At 42.6% G+C, this 19,320-nt stretch carries 17 protein-coding genes; 4 read left to right on the forward strand and 13 right to left on the reverse strand.

Annotated features, from left to right (window positions below; translation table 11 throughout):
• Positions 1–40: 40 nt before the first annotated feature.
• The 3 genes from KJS58_RS21310 to KJS58_RS21320 are packed head-to-tail and all read right to left on the reverse strand — an operon-like array spanning position 41 to position 4,858.
• The gene (locus KJS58_RS21310) at positions 41–1,519 is read right to left on the reverse strand and encodes a rhamnulokinase (RefSeq protein ID WP_213535500.1); all 1,479 of its coding nucleotides are present in this window, start codon (positions 1,517–1,519) and stop codon (positions 41–43) included.
• On the reverse strand, positions 1,516–2,736 hold the full coding sequence (gene rhaI / locus KJS58_RS21315) for an L-rhamnose isomerase (protein WP_213535501.1): 1,221 nt from the start codon (positions 2,734–2,736) through the stop codon (positions 1,516–1,518). The genes KJS58_RS21310 and rhaI overlap by 4 nt, the downstream gene beginning before the upstream one ends.
• Before the next feature lie 52 nt (positions 2,737–2,788).
• Positions 2,789–4,858 carry a bifunctional aldolase/short-chain dehydrogenase gene (locus KJS58_RS21320; protein WP_213535503.1) on the reverse strand — a complete coding sequence of 690 codons (2,070 nt, stop codon included), beginning with the start codon at positions 4,856–4,858 and terminating at the stop codon, positions 2,789–2,791.
• A gap of 321 nt (positions 4,859–5,179) precedes the next feature.
• Here KJS58_RS21320 and KJS58_RS21325 point away from each other — a divergent pair, with 321 nt between their 5' ends.
• Positions 5,180–6,004 carry an alpha/beta fold hydrolase gene (locus KJS58_RS21325; protein WP_213535504.1) on the forward strand — a complete coding sequence of 275 codons (825 nt, stop codon included), beginning with the start codon at positions 5,180–5,182 and terminating at the stop codon, positions 6,002–6,004.
• Positions 6,005–6,115: 111 nt separating this feature from the next.
• Positions 6,116–6,982, forward strand: coding sequence for an alpha/beta hydrolase family protein (locus KJS58_RS21330; RefSeq protein ID WP_213535505.1), 867 nt, complete (start codon positions 6,116–6,118; stop codon positions 6,980–6,982).
• A gap of 94 nt (positions 6,983–7,076) precedes the next feature.
• Here the strand turns inward: KJS58_RS21330 and pdxK are convergent, their stop codons facing one another.
• The 6 genes from pdxK to hxlA form a co-directional block, all read right to left on the reverse strand.
• A complete protein-coding gene (gene pdxK, locus KJS58_RS21335; RefSeq protein ID WP_213535506.1) occupies positions 7,077–7,889 on the reverse strand; it encodes a pyridoxine/pyridoxal/pyridoxamine kinase in 813 nt (270 codons plus the stop codon).
• Positions 7,890–8,089: 200 nt separating this feature from the next.
• The gene (locus tag KJS58_RS21340; protein WP_249717766.1) at positions 8,090–8,548 is read right to left on the reverse strand and encodes a DUF2500 domain-containing protein; all 459 of its coding nucleotides are present in this window, start codon (positions 8,546–8,548) and stop codon (positions 8,090–8,092) included.
• Between the two features lie 42 nt (positions 8,549–8,590).
• Positions 8,591–10,390, reverse strand: a complete 1,800-nt coding sequence (pepF, locus tag KJS58_RS21345; RefSeq protein WP_213535507.1) for an oligoendopeptidase F — start codon at positions 10,388–10,390, stop codon at positions 8,591–8,593.
• 169 nt (positions 10,391–10,559) lie between these two features.
• Positions 10,560–10,961, reverse strand: coding sequence for a winged helix-turn-helix transcriptional regulator (locus KJS58_RS21350; protein ID WP_213535508.1), 402 nt, complete (start codon positions 10,959–10,961; stop codon positions 10,560–10,562).
• Between the two features lie 70 nt (positions 10,962–11,031).
• The gene (hxlB, locus tag KJS58_RS21355; RefSeq protein ID WP_213535509.1) at positions 11,032–11,583 is read right to left on the reverse strand and encodes a 6-phospho-3-hexuloisomerase; all 552 of its coding nucleotides are present in this window, start codon (positions 11,581–11,583) and stop codon (positions 11,032–11,034) included.
• A 9-nt stretch (positions 11,584–11,592) separates the two neighbouring features.
• Positions 11,593–12,225: a 3-hexulose-6-phosphate synthase gene (hxlA, locus tag KJS58_RS21360; RefSeq protein WP_213535510.1), complete on the reverse strand. Its 633-nt coding sequence runs from the start codon at positions 12,223–12,225 to the stop codon at positions 11,593–11,595.
• A gap of 436 nt (positions 12,226–12,661) precedes the next feature.
• On the opposite strand from hxlA, the gene KJS58_RS21365 reads away from it, so the two are divergent.
• A complete protein-coding gene (locus KJS58_RS21365) occupies positions 12,662–14,503 on the forward strand; it encodes an LTA synthase family protein (protein ID WP_213535526.1) in 1,842 nt (613 codons plus the stop codon).
• Between the two features lie 85 nt (positions 14,504–14,588).
• Here the strand turns inward: KJS58_RS21365 and KJS58_RS21370 are convergent, their stop codons facing one another.
• The 4 genes from KJS58_RS21370 to KJS58_RS21385 all read right to left on the reverse strand — a co-directional run bounded on the left by KJS58_RS21370 (position 14,589) and on the right by KJS58_RS21385 (position 18,235).
• Positions 14,589–15,662: a lactonase family protein gene (locus KJS58_RS21370; protein WP_213535512.1), complete on the reverse strand. Its 1,074-nt coding sequence runs from the start codon at positions 15,660–15,662 to the stop codon at positions 14,589–14,591.
• Positions 15,663–15,677: 15 nt separating this feature from the next.
• Complete coding sequence (locus KJS58_RS21375; RefSeq protein WP_213535513.1) at positions 15,678–16,127, reverse strand: OsmC family protein; 450 nt, start codon at positions 16,125–16,127, stop codon at positions 15,678–15,680.
• Positions 16,128–16,233: 106 nt separating this feature from the next.
• Positions 16,234–17,370, reverse strand: a complete 1,137-nt coding sequence (locus KJS58_RS21380) for an NADH-dependent flavin oxidoreductase (protein WP_213535514.1) — start codon at positions 17,368–17,370, stop codon at positions 16,234–16,236.
• A gap of 190 nt (positions 17,371–17,560) precedes the next feature.
• Positions 17,561–18,235, reverse strand: coding sequence for an SOS response-associated peptidase (locus KJS58_RS21385; RefSeq protein WP_213535515.1), 675 nt, complete (start codon positions 18,233–18,235; stop codon positions 17,561–17,563).
• Positions 18,236–18,448: 213 nt separating this feature from the next.
• Here KJS58_RS21385 and KJS58_RS21390 point away from each other — a divergent pair, with 213 nt between their 5' ends.
• Positions 18,449–19,132 (forward strand): hypothetical protein, encoded by a 684-nt coding sequence (locus tag KJS58_RS21390; RefSeq protein ID WP_213535516.1) that lies wholly within the window; start codon positions 18,449–18,451, stop codon positions 19,130–19,132.
• The last annotated feature ends 188 nt before the right edge of the window (positions 19,133–19,320 follow it).

Raw genomic sequence — 19,320 nt, forward strand, 5'->3', positions numbered from 1 at the left:
TACACCTCTTATCTAGAGAAACTCATCTTATTGTTTAGGTCTATACATATGCAGCTAAATTTGTATACTTTACATACTCGAAATAAGCTTCTTTCCAGGCCTCTGCGTTTTCCGGTTCATACGTAAGTACTGGAAATGATTCTTTTACTGCTTTTCTCGCTTCAGTCAAAGAACTGAAAACACCTTCATTTATCCATTGTACAATAATATTGCCAATCGCGCTTGCTTCAACAGGACCGGCATATACAGGTTTGCCAAGGGCACTCGCAGTCCACTTACATAAAAGATGATTATGAATGCCTCCGCCGACCATATGAAGCCCGCTGAAAGATTGTTCAGACACCTGCTCTGTCAGCTCATATACATACCGATATTTCATGGCGAGACTTTCCAGTATGCACCGAATGATCTCTCCTTGCGTTTGCGGCGGACGTTGATTGGTCTTTACACAATATTCTTGGATTCGAGTCGTCATGTTCCCTGCTGGAAGAAACATGGAATGATCCGGGTCTATAAAATGCTGAAAAGGAACTGCCTGCTCAGCTAAATGAAGAAGTTTATCATAATTCACATCATGGCCCTCTCGCTCCCACTCTCTTATCGTCTCTTGAAAAATCCACAATCCCATAATATTTTTCAAGAGACGATAAGTATGACCTACACCGCCTTCATTCGTAAAATTACTCGCAAGCGTCGCTTCATTAATAATCGGCGCTTTTACCTCGGTACCCATGAGAGACCATGTGCCGCAGCTTAAGTAAGCAAAAGGGCCATCCGTTGCCGGGACGGCAGCAATTGCTGAGCCCGTATCATGTTCAGCCACCGCAATGAAGGGAACTGGCCGTATGCCGAGTTCTTTGGTCACTTCGGAACGAAGCATCCCGACTTCCGTGCCTGGAGAAACAATGGGGCCAAACCATTCTTCCGGTATGCCGATCTGCTTAATTAATTCTCGGTCCCAATCATTCATAACGGGATTAAACAACTGGGTCGTCGTCGCATTTGTGAATTCATGCTGTTTTTCTCCTGTCAGAAAATAACGGAGTAAATCCGGAATCATCAGCAGATGCGCCCCTTCTCTCAGCAGATAAGAGTCCCGTTTTTTCAAGGCAGCAAGTTGATAAATGGTGTTGAACGGAAGAAACTGAATTCCTGTTTTTTGAAAAATGCGTTCCGCCGGAATCTTATTCAGCACCTCTTCCATTACACCGTTTGTCTGCGTATCACGGTAATGATATGGATTTCCGAGCAGCTCGCCATCTTTGCCAAGGATTCCAAAATCAACAGCCCACGAGTCAATGCCGACACTGCTTACTCGCTCTCCTGCTTGTTTTGTTCTCAGCAAACCTTGTTTCATTTCATGCAAAATTCGTAATATATCCCAGTGCATGTGTTCCCCAGCAAAAACCGGATTATTACTAAATCGATGCACTTCCCTTATCTCCATGCGGGAGTCGTGGAGCAGTCCAAGGACTGCTCTCCCGCTGCTGGCTCCCAAATCAAAGGCTAGGACACTCACCAGCTAGCCCCTCCTTTGCCGCGCCCTGCAATTTCAGCAGTATAACGGCTGTTTAGATAGGCTTCCATAGGATCCACTGGAAGGCCTTGCTCCTCACGTACGGCATGAAGTAGTGGAGTAACATCGAACTCAAATGCTCTTCTTACTGCATGTTCTGCAGCAAGTACATCATTATTTTTTTGAGCAGCCGCTACTTCCTCATGATCTACAAGCAGTGCTTTGGCATATTGCGTCTGAACATTGAGTACGGAACGAATCATTGCTGGAATCTTCTGTTCAATGTTATGAGATTGATCAAGCATATAAGCGATTTTATCTACACCGCTTCGTATTCCTTCATCTTCATCCATACTTCCTTGCAGAATTTGATAGAAAATAAGGAATAATTCATAAGGGTTGACGGTACCAACGATAAGATCATCATCGGCGTATTTACGGCTGTTAAAATGAAAACCACCTAGTCTTTTCTCATCCAGCAGGTAGGCTACAATATGTTCGATATTCGCTCCAGGGAGATGATGTCCCGTATCAACTAGCACTTGCGCCTGTTCTCCAAGCTTCAGCGCCATATTGTACGCCATTCCCCAATCCGCCAAATCGGTATGATAAAAAGCAGGTTCAAAACATTTATACTCAATAAGTATCCGCATGTCAGGATCCAGAGCACGGTACATTTCCTGCAAAGCTTCCTGCATCCAGCCTTTGCGTTTACGGATGTCGCCTTGTCCCGGGTAATTGGTTCCATCGGCAAACCATAAAGATACATCTTTCGAACCGGTCTCTTTCGCGATATCTACACAGGCAAGCAGATGATCGGTTGCCATGCGCCGAATTCTGCTGTCACTGTTCGTTACACTTCCAAGCATGTACTCGTCTGCCTGGAATAAGTTCGGATTTACGGCTCCAATGCGCAGCCCGAGATTTTCCGCATGGGAACGCAGTTTACTATAGTCATCCACTTGATCCCAAGGGATATGAATTGCCACAGTCGGAGCGAGCCCTGTCAGCCGGTGGACGACAGCAGCATCTTCCATTTTCTCAAAAGGATTGCGCGGAACTCCTTCTTTCTGAAATACTTTAAAACGTGTACCGGAATCTCCATAACCCCAAGAAGGAGTTTCAATCTTCAGCTCGGCAAGCTTTTGCTTAACATGATTAACATCGATTCCTCTTGCTAACTGCTGCTCTTCGAATAGTACATAGGCTTTATCCTTCAAATCTGTTCCCTCCTTCGAATGTGAAGCACAAAACAAATGAGTACTTGCGGATTTAACGTGTAAAGGCTGCAGGTACTCCGCCATCAATCGTCAACATACACCCTGTTGTTTTTTCAGCTTTGGATGAAGCAAAGAAAGCAACGCCTTCGGCAATATCTCTTGGATAAATATTAACGAGCAGTGTTGTCCGCTTCCGGTAATGCTCTTCCAGCTGATCAGGTTCAATTCCATAAGCTTCAGCTCGCTCATTACGCCAATTGGAATTCCATATCGCAGAGCCTTGTAAGATGGCATCCGGTAAAATCGTATTTACGCGAATTCCGTATTCCCCGCCTTCTGTCGCAATACAGCGAGCTAAGTGGGCTTCGAGTGCTTTTGCAGAACTGTAAGCGGTCACATTTTTGCCGGCATAAATTGAATTCTTGGAACCAATGAAAACCATACTGCCTCCAAGCGCCTGCTCTTTCATTACTTTAAAAGCTTCGCGGGCAACAAGGAAATATCCTGTTCCTAACACATTTATATTTAAATTCCATTCTTGTAATGAAGTTTCATCAAACGGACTTGAGGTTGCAAGCCCCGCATTATTGACAATAATGTCGACACCGCCATAAGTAAGTGCACACTGAGAATAAGCTTCTTTAATTTGCTCTTCGTTCGTCACATCCATTTTTATAGCAAGGGCTCTACCGTCTCCGTACTCGGCATTAATTTCTGCTGCAACACGCTGAGCCCCTTCAAGATTCAAGTCCGTAATCGCCACATGTGCCCCTTCGGATACAAGCAGCCTAGCCGTTTCACTGCCAATTCCGCCTGCCCCACCCGTAATGAGTGCAACTTGGCGCGAGAATTCCGTTTCTTTTGGTGCGAGTGACAATTTATACAGTTCAAGCGGCCAATACTCCACATTGTACGATTCATTTTCACTAAGAGAGACAAATTCTCCTAGAGCAGTAGCGCCTCTCATCACGGCAATTGCCCTGTGGTATAATGCACCGCTAATTAGCGAATGAGCATGGCTTTTTCCCGTATTGATCATTCCAATACCTGGGATCAAAATGACGCGCGGTGCGCTTTCAAACATTTGATCTCCTTCATGTTTGTTACGTTCAAAATAGGCTTTGTAATTCTGTTTGTACTGCTGGATTTCTTCAGATAAGATTAGTTTCAATTGGTCTATATTTTCTAACTTTGGTTCCCATTCCACAAATAAAGGAACGACTTTGGTATGTACCAGATGATCAGGGCAAGCTGCACCGACCTGTGACAAAGCTTTCGAGTTGTTTCCATTGACGAATGATAATACATCATCTGCATCGTCATACGTTAAAATCATTTTCTTCTCATCGCTGACAGCCCCGCGAATCAAAGGCATAATCGCTGCTGCTGCTGCGCGGCGTTCTTCCTCGCTAAGTGATGTATAACGTGCTCCTCCAAAAGTTTCCTTCTCCTGTGCCTGGCGTTCAATATAGTCTTCGGCCTCTTGAATCACGCTAATTGTCTTCGCATACGTCTCTTCAGAGGTGTTTCCCCATGTAACCAGTCCATGTTTCTCCATAAGCACAAGTTCCGCATTAGGGTGATTTCTGACACCTTCTGCAATCATCTTTGACAACGTAAAACCTGGACGAATATAAGGAACCCAGACGAATCGATCTCCATATATTTCACGAGCGATTTCGCGTCCGTTATCTGCACAGCAGATACTTATAATGGCATCCGGGTGTGTATGGTCTACCTGTGGAAATGGCAGAAATGCATGAAGCAAGGTTTCAATTGATGCCCTTGGGTGTTTTGAATCAATCATACAATTGCTGAGGTATGCTACCATTTCTTCATCTGGCATTTCACCTAATTCATATAAAGGATTGATATCTTCAAGCCGAAGTCCCGTAAAATGTTTAGCTTGCATGGTTCCAAGATCAGATCCGCTGCCTTTTACATACATGACCTCTACATCTCTTCCCCGAAAATCCTTAATCACCGTTTTGGTTGACGTATTTCCCCCGCCCCAATTACATACACGGCGATCCGTTCCAATAAGATTGGAGCGATACACAAGTTCATCAAGCCCTTTATTCAGTTGCTTCGCTTTCTCGTTGTCCCACAAGTTTTGTACCATAGTGTAATCAACCCTCCAGAGGTTCTATATTTAGGATAATTTGTCATTGCTTAACGGGAGTATACCACTTTTATTTGGGTTTGAGTATGTATTTTTCTGTTTTTTACAGAAAAAACAATAGGAAAAGCAGTTATATATCTTTGTTTCAAACAAATGAAGCGCTGTCAACTATTAAATTACATAAAACTACATCTTCTTTTTTGTGAAACTTCTTCTTTACAGATAGGACATTCCTTCTATACGAGCTGCATATGATAAAGACAATAGAAATGAACAAGGGGAACGATATGACGTATTACAACAACAAAGGAGGAACGGGATATGATGATTGAAGTTGAAAATGGAGTTCAGCTGTACGTAGAAGATCTTCGTCCTGTGGACGGAGGAAATGGACAAACCATCTTTTTTGTCGCGGGCTGGCCTGTAAGTCACCGGATTTTTGATTACCAGATGCAAATGCTGCCCTACTTAGGATATCGCTGTATTACTCTTGATCTTCGAGGATTTGGGAAGTCTGATAAACCATGGCATGGATATTACTATGATCGATTTGCCGAAGATATCTCCTTCGTAATGGATGTACTTAATCTAGAAAATGTAGTACTTGTCGGATTCTCCATGGGTGGAGCTATCTGTACTCGCTTCATTACGAAGTATGATACTGGCGCTAGAGTGGAAAAACTCGTTCTTGCCGGAGCAACAACCCCTTATCTCGTAAAAAAAGAGAATCCATCTGCTTTTGGTCTGCCTTTAGTTCAAATCGATCATTTACTTCAGCAAATGCAGATTGATCTGCCTCAAGCGATCTCGGATTTTGGAGGCACCTTCTATTATCAATATATCAGTCCAGAATATAAAAGCTGGTTTCAGCATATGTGCCTCGAAGGCGCTTCCCACGCCATTTTACAGAGCGGAATTGCTTTAAGAAACGAAGATGTTTCCTCAGATCTGACTCAGATTCAAATACCGACCGGTATTTTTCACGGAGCTCATGATCAGATCGCCCAGTTTCAAGGCGCAGTTGCTACTCAGCAGGCCATCCCCGGTTCTTTGTTATATCGTTTTGAGGAAAGCGGTCATGGACTTTTATTCGAAGAGAAGAATCGCTTTCAAGCCACATTGCTAGATTTTATTAAAAATACGTAGCAGCATAAGAAGATGGTAAAAGTAAACCTTGCGTTTGATGAGCATTGCCTGTGGGGTATAATAGTACAAGCGTAAAATAACAACTATGACCAAAGGTGATGAGCATGTATTATGATTTATCATGTGACCTATCCATCTGAAGGACTTCATGTAAAAGGATATCTTAGTCTGCCCTACGGGTATCAACTTCCAGAAGACGAAGTTCGCCAGTTGCTGTTCGGAAAATTCAGCAGCGATACATATCCCGCTGTACAACTAAATACTCCTCTGCATACCACAGATCAAGATTTCACTTCTAAGAAGTGGCCTGTGTTCATTTATTGCCGTGGTGGAATTGGGAATTTCGGTAAGGTCCGTACTCCATGGGTCGAGGAATTTGCGATGCATGATCATATCGTGTTTGCTCCCTCCTACCGGGGAACAGACGGCGGTGAAGGACGCGACTGCTTTGGCGGAGATGATAAAGAAGATGTGTATGCTGCCGTAAGACTTCTGTCAGAACTGCCTTTTGTTGATGCCGAACGAATAAGCATTATGGGTTTTTCGAGAGGTTCAATTAATGCAGCATATACAGCGCATACCCAGCCAAATATTCATAAACTGGTACTCTGGAGCGGTGTATCCGATATGGCTCAGACCTACGAGGAAAGAGTTGATCTGCGCCGTACGTTTAAACGCGTCATCGGGGGGACTCCAACGAAAGTGCCGGAAGCATATAAAGATCGCTCACCCGTCACGATTGCTTCCGAACTCAGTTGTCCTGTGCTTATCGTTCATGGTACGAAGGATGTTCAGGTATCCTACAGTCAAGGTGAGAAAATGTACAACTCCTTAAGCGAGGCAAAAGCAGATGTTAACTTCCATCGTTATGAAGGTCTCGGTCATCATTTCCCACAGGAAACGCACCGTGCGGCGATTTCCCGAATGTTCGAATGGATTACAGAGGGCACAGGAGATCCTGAGGCCATTTCCATGTAATTCATAAAAAAAGAGCTGTCCCCTATGTAGTTTGAATCACACCCTACATAATGGGACAGCTCTTTTTAGTGTTACTGTGATAACGTGCTGAGTATTATTTCGCAGACGGGATCCGGTGTGCGGAATGTCTTGTCGGGCCAACAAAATGGTTAAGCGGGAATCCATTTGAGATCGCCTGTGTTACAAATGTTTTCGCTCCAGATACGGATTCACGAACGGAACGTCCTTTTGCAAGCCCCGCTGTAATTGCAGCCGAAGATGTGCAGCCCGCACCATGCGTATACTGGGTTTCAATCGCATCCGCTTCAAACCATTCATAAGTTTGTCCATCATATAGCAGATCCACTGCTTTACCTGGACGGATTTTCCCTCTATCTTTAATCAGAACATGTTTTGCTCCGAGATCATGAATGATCGTTGCTGCTTCCTGCATTTTTTCCAGTGTAGTAATCGGACCTGTTTTAGCAAGTTGTGAAGCTTCAAAAATGTTTGGAGTTACAAGATCCGCACGCGGAAGAAGGAATTCGATCATTGCTTCTGTATTTTCTGGCTGCAGTACTTCATCTGTACCTTTGCAGACCATAACAGGGTCAATAACAATTCGATCTAGCTTGTACTGGTCAATATAACGAGACACAAGTTCAATAATATCAACAGAACCAAGCATCCCTGTCTTCATAGCATCAAAACCAATACCTTCAATTGCGGTTTTAAGCTGCGCTTCTACAATCCCAAGATCCACAGGAAATACTTGATGATCCCATGTTTTCGGTTCCATGCATACAATCGTTGTTAAAGCCGTCATTCCGTATACATCATATTCCTGGAATGTCTTCAAATCAGCCTGAATTCCAGCGCCTCCGCTTGTATCCGAGCCTGCTACCGTTAATGCTTTTCTTATCGTCATGTTCATTATTCCCTTCGCTTGTAGATAACTTCTCTATTATAAAATAAGTGAATGGCCTTAATCCATACCCATTTTGTAAGAATATCATAGAAAACGACATTTCGTGAAAAAAACTGCCCAACCACCCCTCTATCGAGATGATCAGACAGTTCTCTAGTGAATCAGCAACAATACTTAGTAAGATGTGAATGATATATTTTTTAGGGCCGAAGCGGACTTGCCATTCGTTCAAATCCTAAATACCGAGTTCCTTGATGAGTAAGTCTGCCCTCGTCACCTTCAACCAGCAGACCATATTCTTCTGCCCGCACCTCAAATTCTGTTCGACGACCATCTTCAAATTCAAAGGTTAGATAATAGTTAGTATATGCCCTGCTGTTACCAGAACCTCCGCTCACTTCGGTTCTTTTGGTTAGCACACGTGCACGTTCGGTCAAACGTTCAGCAGCATTATTACGAGTATAGGTGGTAACTCCCTTTATAATAGAATAAAGAACAACACTGATAATAATTAATAGAATTGTTGTAAAGAAAAATGCAAATACAGGAGGAAAACCAGCAAAAAAATTGCCTAATCCTGAGAAGAAACCAGGTCCTTCATCAAAAAACATGCCTCCGTCGTTAAATCCACTTCCAAATAAGTAAAAATGAACGTTCATGACGTTTCTCTCCCTTGATGGACATAAAAACCTTTGTACGAATTAGTATAAACTCTCCAGTTCATCAATCAGTTCACCCACATAACGTACCGCACTGCGAATCGGTTCCGGCTGCGACATATCCACACCAGCCAGCTTCATGAGTTCCAAGGGACTTTTGCTCCCCCCGGCTTTTAAAACCTCTAACCAGCGATCTACCGCAGGCTGTCCTTCGTTACGAATCTGCTCAGCAACAGCAGTCGAAGCAGTAAGACCTGCAGCATAAGTATAAGGATAGAGACTCATATAATAATGCGGCTGACGCATCCATGTAAGGGAAGCATGATCATCAATGACAACATCCTCTCCCCAGAATGAAGATAAAATACGCCCTTTTAACTCCCCTAGCTTCACTGCAGTGATCGGCTCATTATTCATGGCAAGTTCGTACACCTGACGCTGCAGTTCTCCTTCTAATAGGTGAGTAACGAAGTTGTGGAAATAGGTTCCTAACAGCTGCGAAATTACCCAGCGGCGCATACGCGGATCATCAGAACGTTTAATTAAATGATCTGCCAGCAACAGCTCGTTCAGTGTAGAAGGAGCTTCAATAAAATAAAGTGATGGTCTGGCATTGGTCAGACGTTGATTTTTCCCAGCAAGCATTAAATGTCCCGCATGACCCACTTCATGAGCGAGGGTAAAGGCACCTCTCATGTTATCTGACCAACTGATGAGAATGTAGGAATGGACATCTGGAATAGACATACAGAAAGCACCTGTTCGTTTTCCTGCATTATCTGCATAATCAATCCAGCGTTCACGGAAAGCGTCAGCGACAATCTCGCCATATTCCGGTCCAAGGACCTGCAAAGCTTCTTTGATCAGTTCGCCAGCCTCTTCGAATGAAATACCGGGGCTAAAATCAGGATCAAGCGGAGCTTTTAAATCAGCAAACGTCATCTCAGATAAACCCAGTACACGTTTCTTGAGTGCTGCGTATCTCCGCATATGTGGTGCAAGGTCTGTCTGAATGATATCAAGGATATTATTGTACATCGCTGTAGTTACCTGCTGAGGCTTAAGCAACATATCTGTTACCGAATCGTATCCCCGAAGACGAGATTCAATCACTTGGCGTTTTACTTCTGTTCCATACGCTTCTGCGAACGTATTTCGATATTTATACAACGTTTCACTAAACGCATGAAACGAATTTCGGCGTAGTACGGTATCAGCAGACTCTACATATTTATTCTCATAGAGTGCAAAGGATACGGGAACTTGTTCCCCGCGTCCATCTTCAGCGGAAGGAAAGGTCATGTCCGCCAGCTTGCTCCGTTCATAAATACGGTAAGGTGCGTTTAACACTTCACCAAAAGAAGCAAGTACTTTTTCGGTTTCTGCACTAAGCCGGTGACGCTTGGTCTCAAGCAGCAACTTCAAACTTCTTTCGAACACTCGGAGTCCAGGCTCTTCTTCTATGTAGGCTTCCACTTTTCCATCCGGAAGGGATAAAATCTCTGAACGTACAAAAGAGAGTGCGGAGCTTACCGCAGAAGATACGTCTCTCGCTTTTGAGGCATCCATTTGATTCTGAGGGTTAATGCTGTCGCCCGATTGATGCAGATATGAGTAAGCACTCATTCGTTGCAGTCTTCCCTGAAGCTTCTCCTGAGCCTCCAGACAAGCAAGCAGTACTTCTGCACCCTCTCCCAGCCTTCCTTCATACTGTGTAACGGTAGAAATATCAATCTCGATGGCTTTACGCTCTTCCTCCCAAGCTTCTTTCGTAGCGAATATATCATTCAGATTCCAAGTGGATTCTGTCCGGACTTCAGACCTTGTTAAAATTTTGGTCATAGAGTTCATCCCCTTCTCTTTTTCCTGTTATATACTTCCTAATTTATGTAATTGTATCATAAAATACCTTGAGCCTCTTTTAAAAAAGACAAAAAAAGAACCCGCTACTGTTTCCAGAAGCGAGTCCTTAGGACGAGACTCATTATTCGATTACCCGCTCATAAACTTATTACTCGATTACCAGCTCATGGTCAGGATCTGGCGTCTCTTCACCGTCGTCTTTCCATATCACGTTCTCACCATATTGTTTGCCCCAATTATACATCGCTTGTAAAACTGGCATCAGGCTTTGTCCATGATCCGTCAAAGAATATTCCACGCGCGGAGGAACTTCTGCATACACTTTGCGATGAACAAGAAGGTCTTGTTCCAGTTCGCGCAGCTGATGGGTCAACATTTTTTGAGTAATATGAGGGATCATCTTTTTCAGTTCACTAAAACGTTTGGTCCCTTCAAGACCCAAGTGCCACAATATAATTAGCTTCCACTTTCCGCCAATGACAGCAAGCGTCAGTTCTTTCTCACAATTAATTTCTTTGAGATTAATCCGATCTTTTATTTCTGTTGCCACTTGATACCATGCCCCCTTCACCTAAGTCTACTATAACTTTCTATTTCGCAGCAAAAGGGGCTATAGAAAACTATTCAAGATTGGCATGTCTTTCAAACATGGTTCTTGTGTCCTGATCCATCTTTCTCATTAATGATAGAATAATTCCATCAAGCGTAATGATCAGACTTTGTTCAAATAGTGAACCCATGGGCTGAATAGATTGCCGCTTACCTTCATCTTCCTTCGCTGCCGCATGAATTTGAATGATTACATCCGCAAGCTGCCCAATCGAAGAATTTTGATGAATCGTAAGAACCAAGACGGATGCCTCCATTGCTTTCGCCTTTTGGGCCATGGATAACAAGCTTTTCGTTTCACCTGACCCGCTGCAAAGAATCAGAACGTCTCCTTTACGAATGGGAGGGGTCGTCGTTTCTCCAATTACAAAAGTAGGCTTACCTAGATGTGCCAGCCTCATGGCAAACGCTTTTCCCATTAAGCCAGACCGACCTGCTCCCGCTACGAACACCTGACCTGCTCCGGCGATTACATTCATCGCTTCCGTTAGCTGGGCTTCGCTTAGAAGAGCCGCTGCCGTTTCTAATTCCCTAAGGATCGATATTACATCACTTTTTACCATCGCTTTTGGTTACCCTTGTTTAATCAATTGCTGCATCTCAGCTGCTACTGCTTTTTTATCATCTTGGGTAGTAATTCCCCCGCCGACAATAACGAGATCAGGTCCAGCTTTGATTACTTCCGGCAAAGTCTCCAGCTTAATTCCGCCTGCAATCGCTGTTTTTGCATTGGTTACAGCTCTCTTAATCGTCTGCAAATCTTCAAATGAGTTTTGGCCTACGGCTTGAAGATCATATCCAGTGTGGACACAAATATAATCGACACCAAGAGCATCGATCTCTTTCGCACGCTGTTCAATGTTTTTCACATTAATCATATCAACGAGGATTTCTTTGCCTTGTTTTTTTGCTTCTTCTACGGAACCTTTGATTGTCATATCATCCGTAGCACCAAGTACAGTAATAATATCAGCGCCCGCTTCGGAAGCTTTCATAATTTCGTAACCGCCCGCATCCATAATTTTAAGATCGGCGAGTACCGTAAGATTAGGGAATGCTGCTTTCATTTCTTTCACTGCATGAAGTCCTTCATTAATGACGATTGGTGTTCCAATTTCTACAATATCAATATAAGATTCAACCTCTTTTACCAATTCAATAGCTTCTGGGATATTTACAAGGTCAAGTGCTAATTGTAATTTCATTATCATTCGCTCCTTTATAGTTCGTTTTTATGACAAGCTGGCTTCCGTTTGTCAGTTCCCCTTTATACTAAATACTAGAGATCCAAATAGGAAGTACGCACTTTAAAGTAGGGTAGTTACCTCGAGTATACTAATGGGCAGTGTGTTGATTTTTTATATAAACACAAGAACTTTTGAACTATACGGTTTAAGCACAATTGATTAGCCAGTAAGACCTATACTATAATGCTAGAAGATATGATAAATATCTGGAAAACGATAGAATCTAGCAGGGAGGGAAAACTTTTGTCCGGCAGATGAGATTCCGGCATAAGTACAATTGATGAAACCACCACTCGAAAAAGTAAAATCTCAGGACGACGCTTTAATAAACTACGTCCCAAGTACTCCTGAGCAAAAGTCAAACGTTTTTGTCAAAGCTTCAAATGTCCTCACCATGATCTGCACACGCTCGTTATTGTTCTTCTCTCTAATTATGCTGTTTAAGAGTTATGTAGCTTGGTTTGGCGTTTTTGATGACGGACCTTCCTGGGCCATTATGCTCAAAGAATTACCTTTCATACTGCTCATCTTCTGTCTTATTGAGTGGTTTGCCACGAAACGAAAATTAATGATATATACTATTTTTAATTTGCTTCTGACCGCTATTTTCTTTGCAGTTATTATTTATTACAAATACTATGGTGTTATTGTCACCTACAAAGCATTAGAGCAAGTGAATCAGGTGACCGCAGTCAGCAACAGTGTTTTCTCACTAATCGACCCTCAATACTTGCTGATCTTCACGGACGTTCTCGTGTTTGGCTATTTACTATTCAGGAATAAATCGGCGAGAAACTGGAAACAAGCGATACGAAGACCCGCAAATAAAAAAATCATTGCCTGTCTTTTTTCTATCTCACTTCTTATTACATCACTGAATATTTATACAAATCGCGGCAGTTTTAATGAAGTAGTCAAAGCAGAACAAATGGGGATCTTCAATTACGAAGCGTACACCTTGCTTAATCAAAAGAAAGCGGAACTTATTCCATCAGAAGAGATCACGCAAGAACGGATTAATGAATTAAAAGGATTGTCAGAAAATAAGGCTGACATTCTACAACTAAACGGAGCTTTAGAAGGGAAAAATCTCATTATCATTCAGATGGAATCCCTTCAAAATTTTCTGGTTCATCTAAAAATCGATGGTCAAGAAATTATACCGAATTTAAATAAGCTGGTACAAGATCATACTTATTTCTCTCATTTTTATCATCAGGTAGGCCAAGGGAATACATCGGATGCTGAGTTTGTAGTAAACACTTCCTATTATGTCCCACCTGAGGGTGCGGCTGTCCAGACTTACGTAGACAAAGTGTTGCCGAGCCTGCCAAGACTTCTTAAAGATAAAGGTTACAATACTGCTACGTTCCATACCAATGTCGTAGAATTCTGGAATCGCGGCGAACTATATTCATCACTCGGGTTCGATCACTATTATGACAAGTCATTCTTTGGTGAAGAAGATACGGTATTCTTTGGAGCTTCCGATCATGTACTCTATCAAAAAACAGCGGAAAAACTAGAGGAGATGGATCAAGAAGCAAATCCATTTTATGCCCAAGTCATTTCCATGTCTGCTCACCATCCGTTTACTCTTCCCGAAGAGAAAATGACGTTATCTCTTCCCGAACGTTATGATGATACCTTTGTGGGGAACTATATTCGTGCTCAGCATTATGCAGATGCTGAACTTGGTACATTCATTGCGGATTTGAAAAATCGCGGGGTATGGGATAACAGTGTTGTTGTTCTATATGGAGATCATGTTGGGCTGCCGACTACATCACTGGATGACGAAGACCTGTCATTGCTAAATGAAATACTCGGGCATCCTTATGATTACTCGGATATGATCAATATTCCTTTTGTCATTGCTTCTTCCGGTGTCACACCTGAGGGAGAGCAGAAACAAATTGGTGGTCAGGTGGATATCTTGCCTACTGTAGCCAATCTGCTTGGTATTTCACTCGAAGACCATATTCACTTCGGGCAAGATTTATTAAATCAGAAGGATTATAATTTATTGCCTGAACGCTATTATCTGCCTACCGGCTCGTTTGTGAACAGCAATGAAGTCTTCATCTCGGGCAGCGGATTTGAAGATGGAGAACATCATTTACTGAAGAACATACAAGAAACGGATCATATAACGACAGAGAATGATTTCTATCATGCCCTTTCTCTTCTCGATTTGTCACATAGTTATGTGTCCCAGCTTCCTCTTAAACAATAAGTAAAACAGCACCCTATGTCCTCACGATGTAATCGTGAAGCATAGGGTGCTGTTTTATTTTGCAGCCACATTTCCTGTATCTACACTACATATATACGGACCATACGCAGACTGGCTTTGGTGACTCCACTTGTTTACCTGTATAAGTCAATCGGCCTGTCTCCTTGTTCACTTCGAATACAGCGATATTATTCGTATCTCGATTAGTGACAAGCATCAGGTTACCGTTTGGTGTAAGCGAAAAGTGTCTTGGATGAGCACCTTCCGTAGAGATATGCTGTACATGTTCGAGCGTTCCGTCCGCCGAAGTGGCATACACAACAATACTGTCATGACCCCGGTTAGAGCCATATACAAAGCGCCCATCCGCCGAAATCGTAATTTCTGCACACGTATTTTCACCTGTGAAGTCGCTTGGCAGCGTAGGTAACGTTTGAATCGCCGTTAAATTCCCTTCTTCAGCATCATATGAATAAGAAGTTACCGTAGAATCTACTTCGTTAATTACATAGGCATACTTACCATTTGGATGGAATACGAGATGACGTGGACCTGCAGCGTCATGCGTATGCACTTCACGATGCAGTACAAGTTTATTTTCTTCCCGGTCGATCTGATATACAAAAATCGTATCCAGCCCTAAATCTTGAACCATGATAAACCTTCCGTCTGGCGAGAAGAAAGCAGAATGAACATGAGGACGATCCTGACGTTCTGGATGTGTCCCATGACCTTTATGCTGCTTGGAATCAAGCATTTTACCGATGCTTCCATCTTCTTTTAATGATACTAGACTTACTGTGCCTCCATGGTAGCTTGAGATCACAAGATACTCACCTTGAGGATCCTTTTGAACATGGCATATAGGTGCATAAGCAGACTGACCACGATTGATGAGTTCCAGTTCTCCCGTCTCCGGTAAAATCTGATAAGCTAGAGCTTCCCCTGACTTTAAGCCATCGGTTGTCACCATTTCTCCAATGGATATAAGTTGCTTAGAATCCGAATCGACTTGGAGAAAGGTTGGGTTCTTCACTCCTCCCTGCTTACTGCGCAGGGATAGCTCGTATGTATTTTCATCGAGTTCATATACATGAATCCCTGGATTTTCTTTCTCTGCATAAGAACCTGTAAATACTAATAATTTTGAAGTTGTCATTTTGTATTTCCTCCCTTACATACTGTCTACGAGCACACTTGGCTCTGTTTTTATTTGTACATTTCCTGCAACAGCTCTTGAGATCATACAAGAACTTTCCGCTTTATGCGACAGATGAAGTGCTTTTTCCACATCCGAATCTGTTGAGCCTTGCTTCAAAGTAACTACCGGTCGATGAGTAATTGTTTCATACGTAAATATATTGTTTGTTACATCGACGGTCGCTTCTGAAGTTAAGGTAAGCTGTTCTACAGAAAGTTCAGAACGCTCCATCATTGCTGCAAGAGTGATCAGATAACAGGTGGCAGCTGCTCCAAGCAGCATCTCATCCGGATTCGTACCGATCCCCGGTCCACCCATCTCTTTAGGAATTGAGATCTTGGTTTGAAGCTGTCCCGCTTCAATCGTACCGGTACTATTACGTCCACCGTTCCATACAGCTTCGAGTACAAATGGGTGCTTCAAGCTGTAAACATCCTCTCTTTTGTTTATTTACTATATTATAGAGCATCTAAGAAAAAGCAATAAAGCCGGAAAGCTTCGGGAAGCTTCCGACCTTATACTCATCATATTATTTTGATTCTTCTGAATCAAGTACCGGGAACCAGCCCGGGACTCCGAGAATCATATTCCACAGCGGATCCGGAATGACAAGACGTTCCTGATCTTCTTTGGTTAAGTGCACAGCAATATGCTCTTCATTGCCGGATTCAATCTTTTCAACCCAGTCGGGTTCAATAATCAATTCTCTGCCAAGTGCTATCATGGATACATTGGTATTCAGTGCACTTAGTGCCTCATCCGCTGTATGAATGTTACCAACTCCGACCAGCGGAACTCTATCTCCAATACGCTCAGCAATCCATTCCAGTCGAGTTTTGGAATCGTCAGCTCCGCGTCTTGGTTTGGACCAGAAATCAGTAAGCGAAACATGAAGATAATCCAGGTTTTTCTCAAGCAGCGCATCCGTTAATACGAAGGTGTCTTCCATTGTCAGCCCCGGTGTCTCCGGTTCTTCTGGTGAAAAACGATATCCAACAATGAACGGTCCTTTTGCATATTTCTTAACTGCGGCTTGAATCGAATCGATCACAGCAAGCGGGAATGTAAGTCGTTTCTCTACATCTCCACCCCAGCGGTCTTCTCTACGGTTTGAATGAGGAGAGAAAAACTGCTGGATTAAGTAACCGTTAGCTCCATGAATCTCAACCCCGTCAAAACCTGCTTCAATTGCACGGCGAGTCGCTTCTCCAAAATCCTCAATAATTGAAACAATCTCAGCATCCTGCAGTTCACGCGGTTCAGGCGATCCTGGTCTTTCACTTGCAATTGCACTCGCGCTTACAACATCTCCGCCTACCAAATCAGGGGGAGATAATCTGCCCGCGTGAAAAATCTGTAACACGGCTTTAGCACCTTGTTTTTTAATGGTATCCGCCAGTTTCTTAAGACCTGGCACAAAAGAATCGTCCGATACCGAAAACTGACCTGGAAAACCTACGCCGTTATCTGTTACATACGCAACTGCAGTAACAACGACACTTACTCCATTAGAGCGGCGAGCATAATATTCCAGCTCTGCATCTGATACAGTTCCGTCCTCATTAGAAGACCAATTCGTCATCGGCGCCATCATCATTTTATTTTTTAAAATCATTCCATTCGGTAAGGTAACTTGATCAAAAAGAAGATTATATTTTGAATTCATCTCTATCACTCCCACATTTACAGCTATAATATTAGTAAACTTTTCCTTGCTTACTGAAACAAGTATAGTTACTTTAAAGTTTCTATGCAAGACATCGTAAATAATAAGGCTGTAAAAATACACATGACCATACCAAAAACGGCTTTACTGCCGTCCTGGTATAGTCATGTGTATTAACGATGTTCAGGTGTTAAGGTTTGATCATAGCCATTCGCATATCTACTTCTTTTACACAATCCAGTGAATCATGGTTGTCATTGCCCACGAGCGATGATACAGGATATACTTCCATCGGCGTATCCCGATAAGATGTAAGATAAGGAAGCAGTTGATGTACTTCCGTAATTCCTGGATCAAGCCAGGCATCAATCGCTTCTTTTGTTAAAATCGCCGGCATTCGGGTATCAAATTCTCGAATAGTTAGATTAGCATTCGACATCAGCATGGTGCAGGTCCGAAGTGGAACCTTATTGGTATCTTTCCAAATTTCATAGAGACCCGCGACTCCAAACATAGAACGATCCGGCATAACTACGCGAACGGCATATTTTCGTTTACCTTCCTGACGCCAGTAAAAGAAACCATTACAAGGAATAATGCACCGTTTTGTTTCTACCATTCTCCGATAAGTCACATTATCATGAACAGACATCAAGTCTGCGTTAACAGCATCCTTGCCCCAAAAAGGAATAAATCCCCAACGATATTCGTCCATGATACGTTCCCCATCTTCATAAAGTATGAGCGGAGCATGTTGTGTCGGGCTAATATTGTAACGGTTTTTGTAATAATACATAACCCGCTGCACACCAAAATGATCACGAACTTCATCCAAATCTGCTGCAAGCGAATAACGTTTACACATCCTTTGTAACCCCCCTGAATTTTCCTTTACTATTCGCAGCAGGAGGTAAAATTATGCATAAAAATATTGTGTCTTCCCATTGACCGAAACGGTTTCACTTTATCGTTTGTTATGCGAATCTGGTTCAGCAAGTATATTCGTTTCATTATTATACATATTGGTGAATAGGCTTATGGAATAAAGAAGAAAAAATCGAATAGAAGGTGGGATCGCATGGATTTCTGGATTTACTCCGTAATTACAATCGCTTACATTATCTTGTTGTTATTCATGTTCACCCATTTGTCACGGACAAAGCAGTGGTTTCATTACCCGATTTTACTCGTGATCTTAGCATTTGGCCTTGCTTACGATAACGGCATCATTGCAGCTGGCAATGCCATTGGCGAAGGTAAGCCCCTTATGATATTAAGCAGTCTTCGTTTTTGGATTCATGCTTTTGTCACACCGGGTCTTGTCCTTGTAGGTTATTACATACTTCAAAGATCAGGAGCAGCTTTTGCTTCGAAAACATACATACGGATCTCCGCTTGGATTTTAACATTAGCATTGATACTGTATCAGGTCTTTACTCAAACCTTACATGAAGTGAAAAATCTAAAACTAGTTCAGGAATACGGTGTTCTTCGCTATACAGCAGAAGGCACCTCAGGACCTCCAATCATGGTTATTGTGGTGGGTCTAATACTCCTAATCATCGGCATCATCTTAATCTTCCGGCAAAAATGGATATGGATGTTTGTCGGAACCGCGTTACTTTTTATAGGGCAACTGATTCCTCTTCCTTTCGAAAGTTCAGCAGCCACAAATATTTTTGAGCTCATTCTGATCATCTCTCTATGGGTAACAATCATGTTCCAAGATCACAAGAATGGATCCTATCAAACCACACGTTGAATTTAATCAGCTTGATATTTCATATGGTTAACTATTAAGCACATCAAAAAACCTCCCAAGTTGAACTGCACCCCAAATGTTAGACATCAACTAACATTGGAGGTGCAGTTTTTATATGGCTAAGTTTAGTTCAGATGAAAAATTACAAGCAGTTATGCGCTATCAAAATGGATCGGAAGGTATAAAAT

The organism is Paenibacillus sp. J45TS6, assembly GCF_018403285.1.
Lineage (GTDB): Bacteria > Bacillota > Bacilli > Paenibacillales > Paenibacillaceae > Paenibacillus.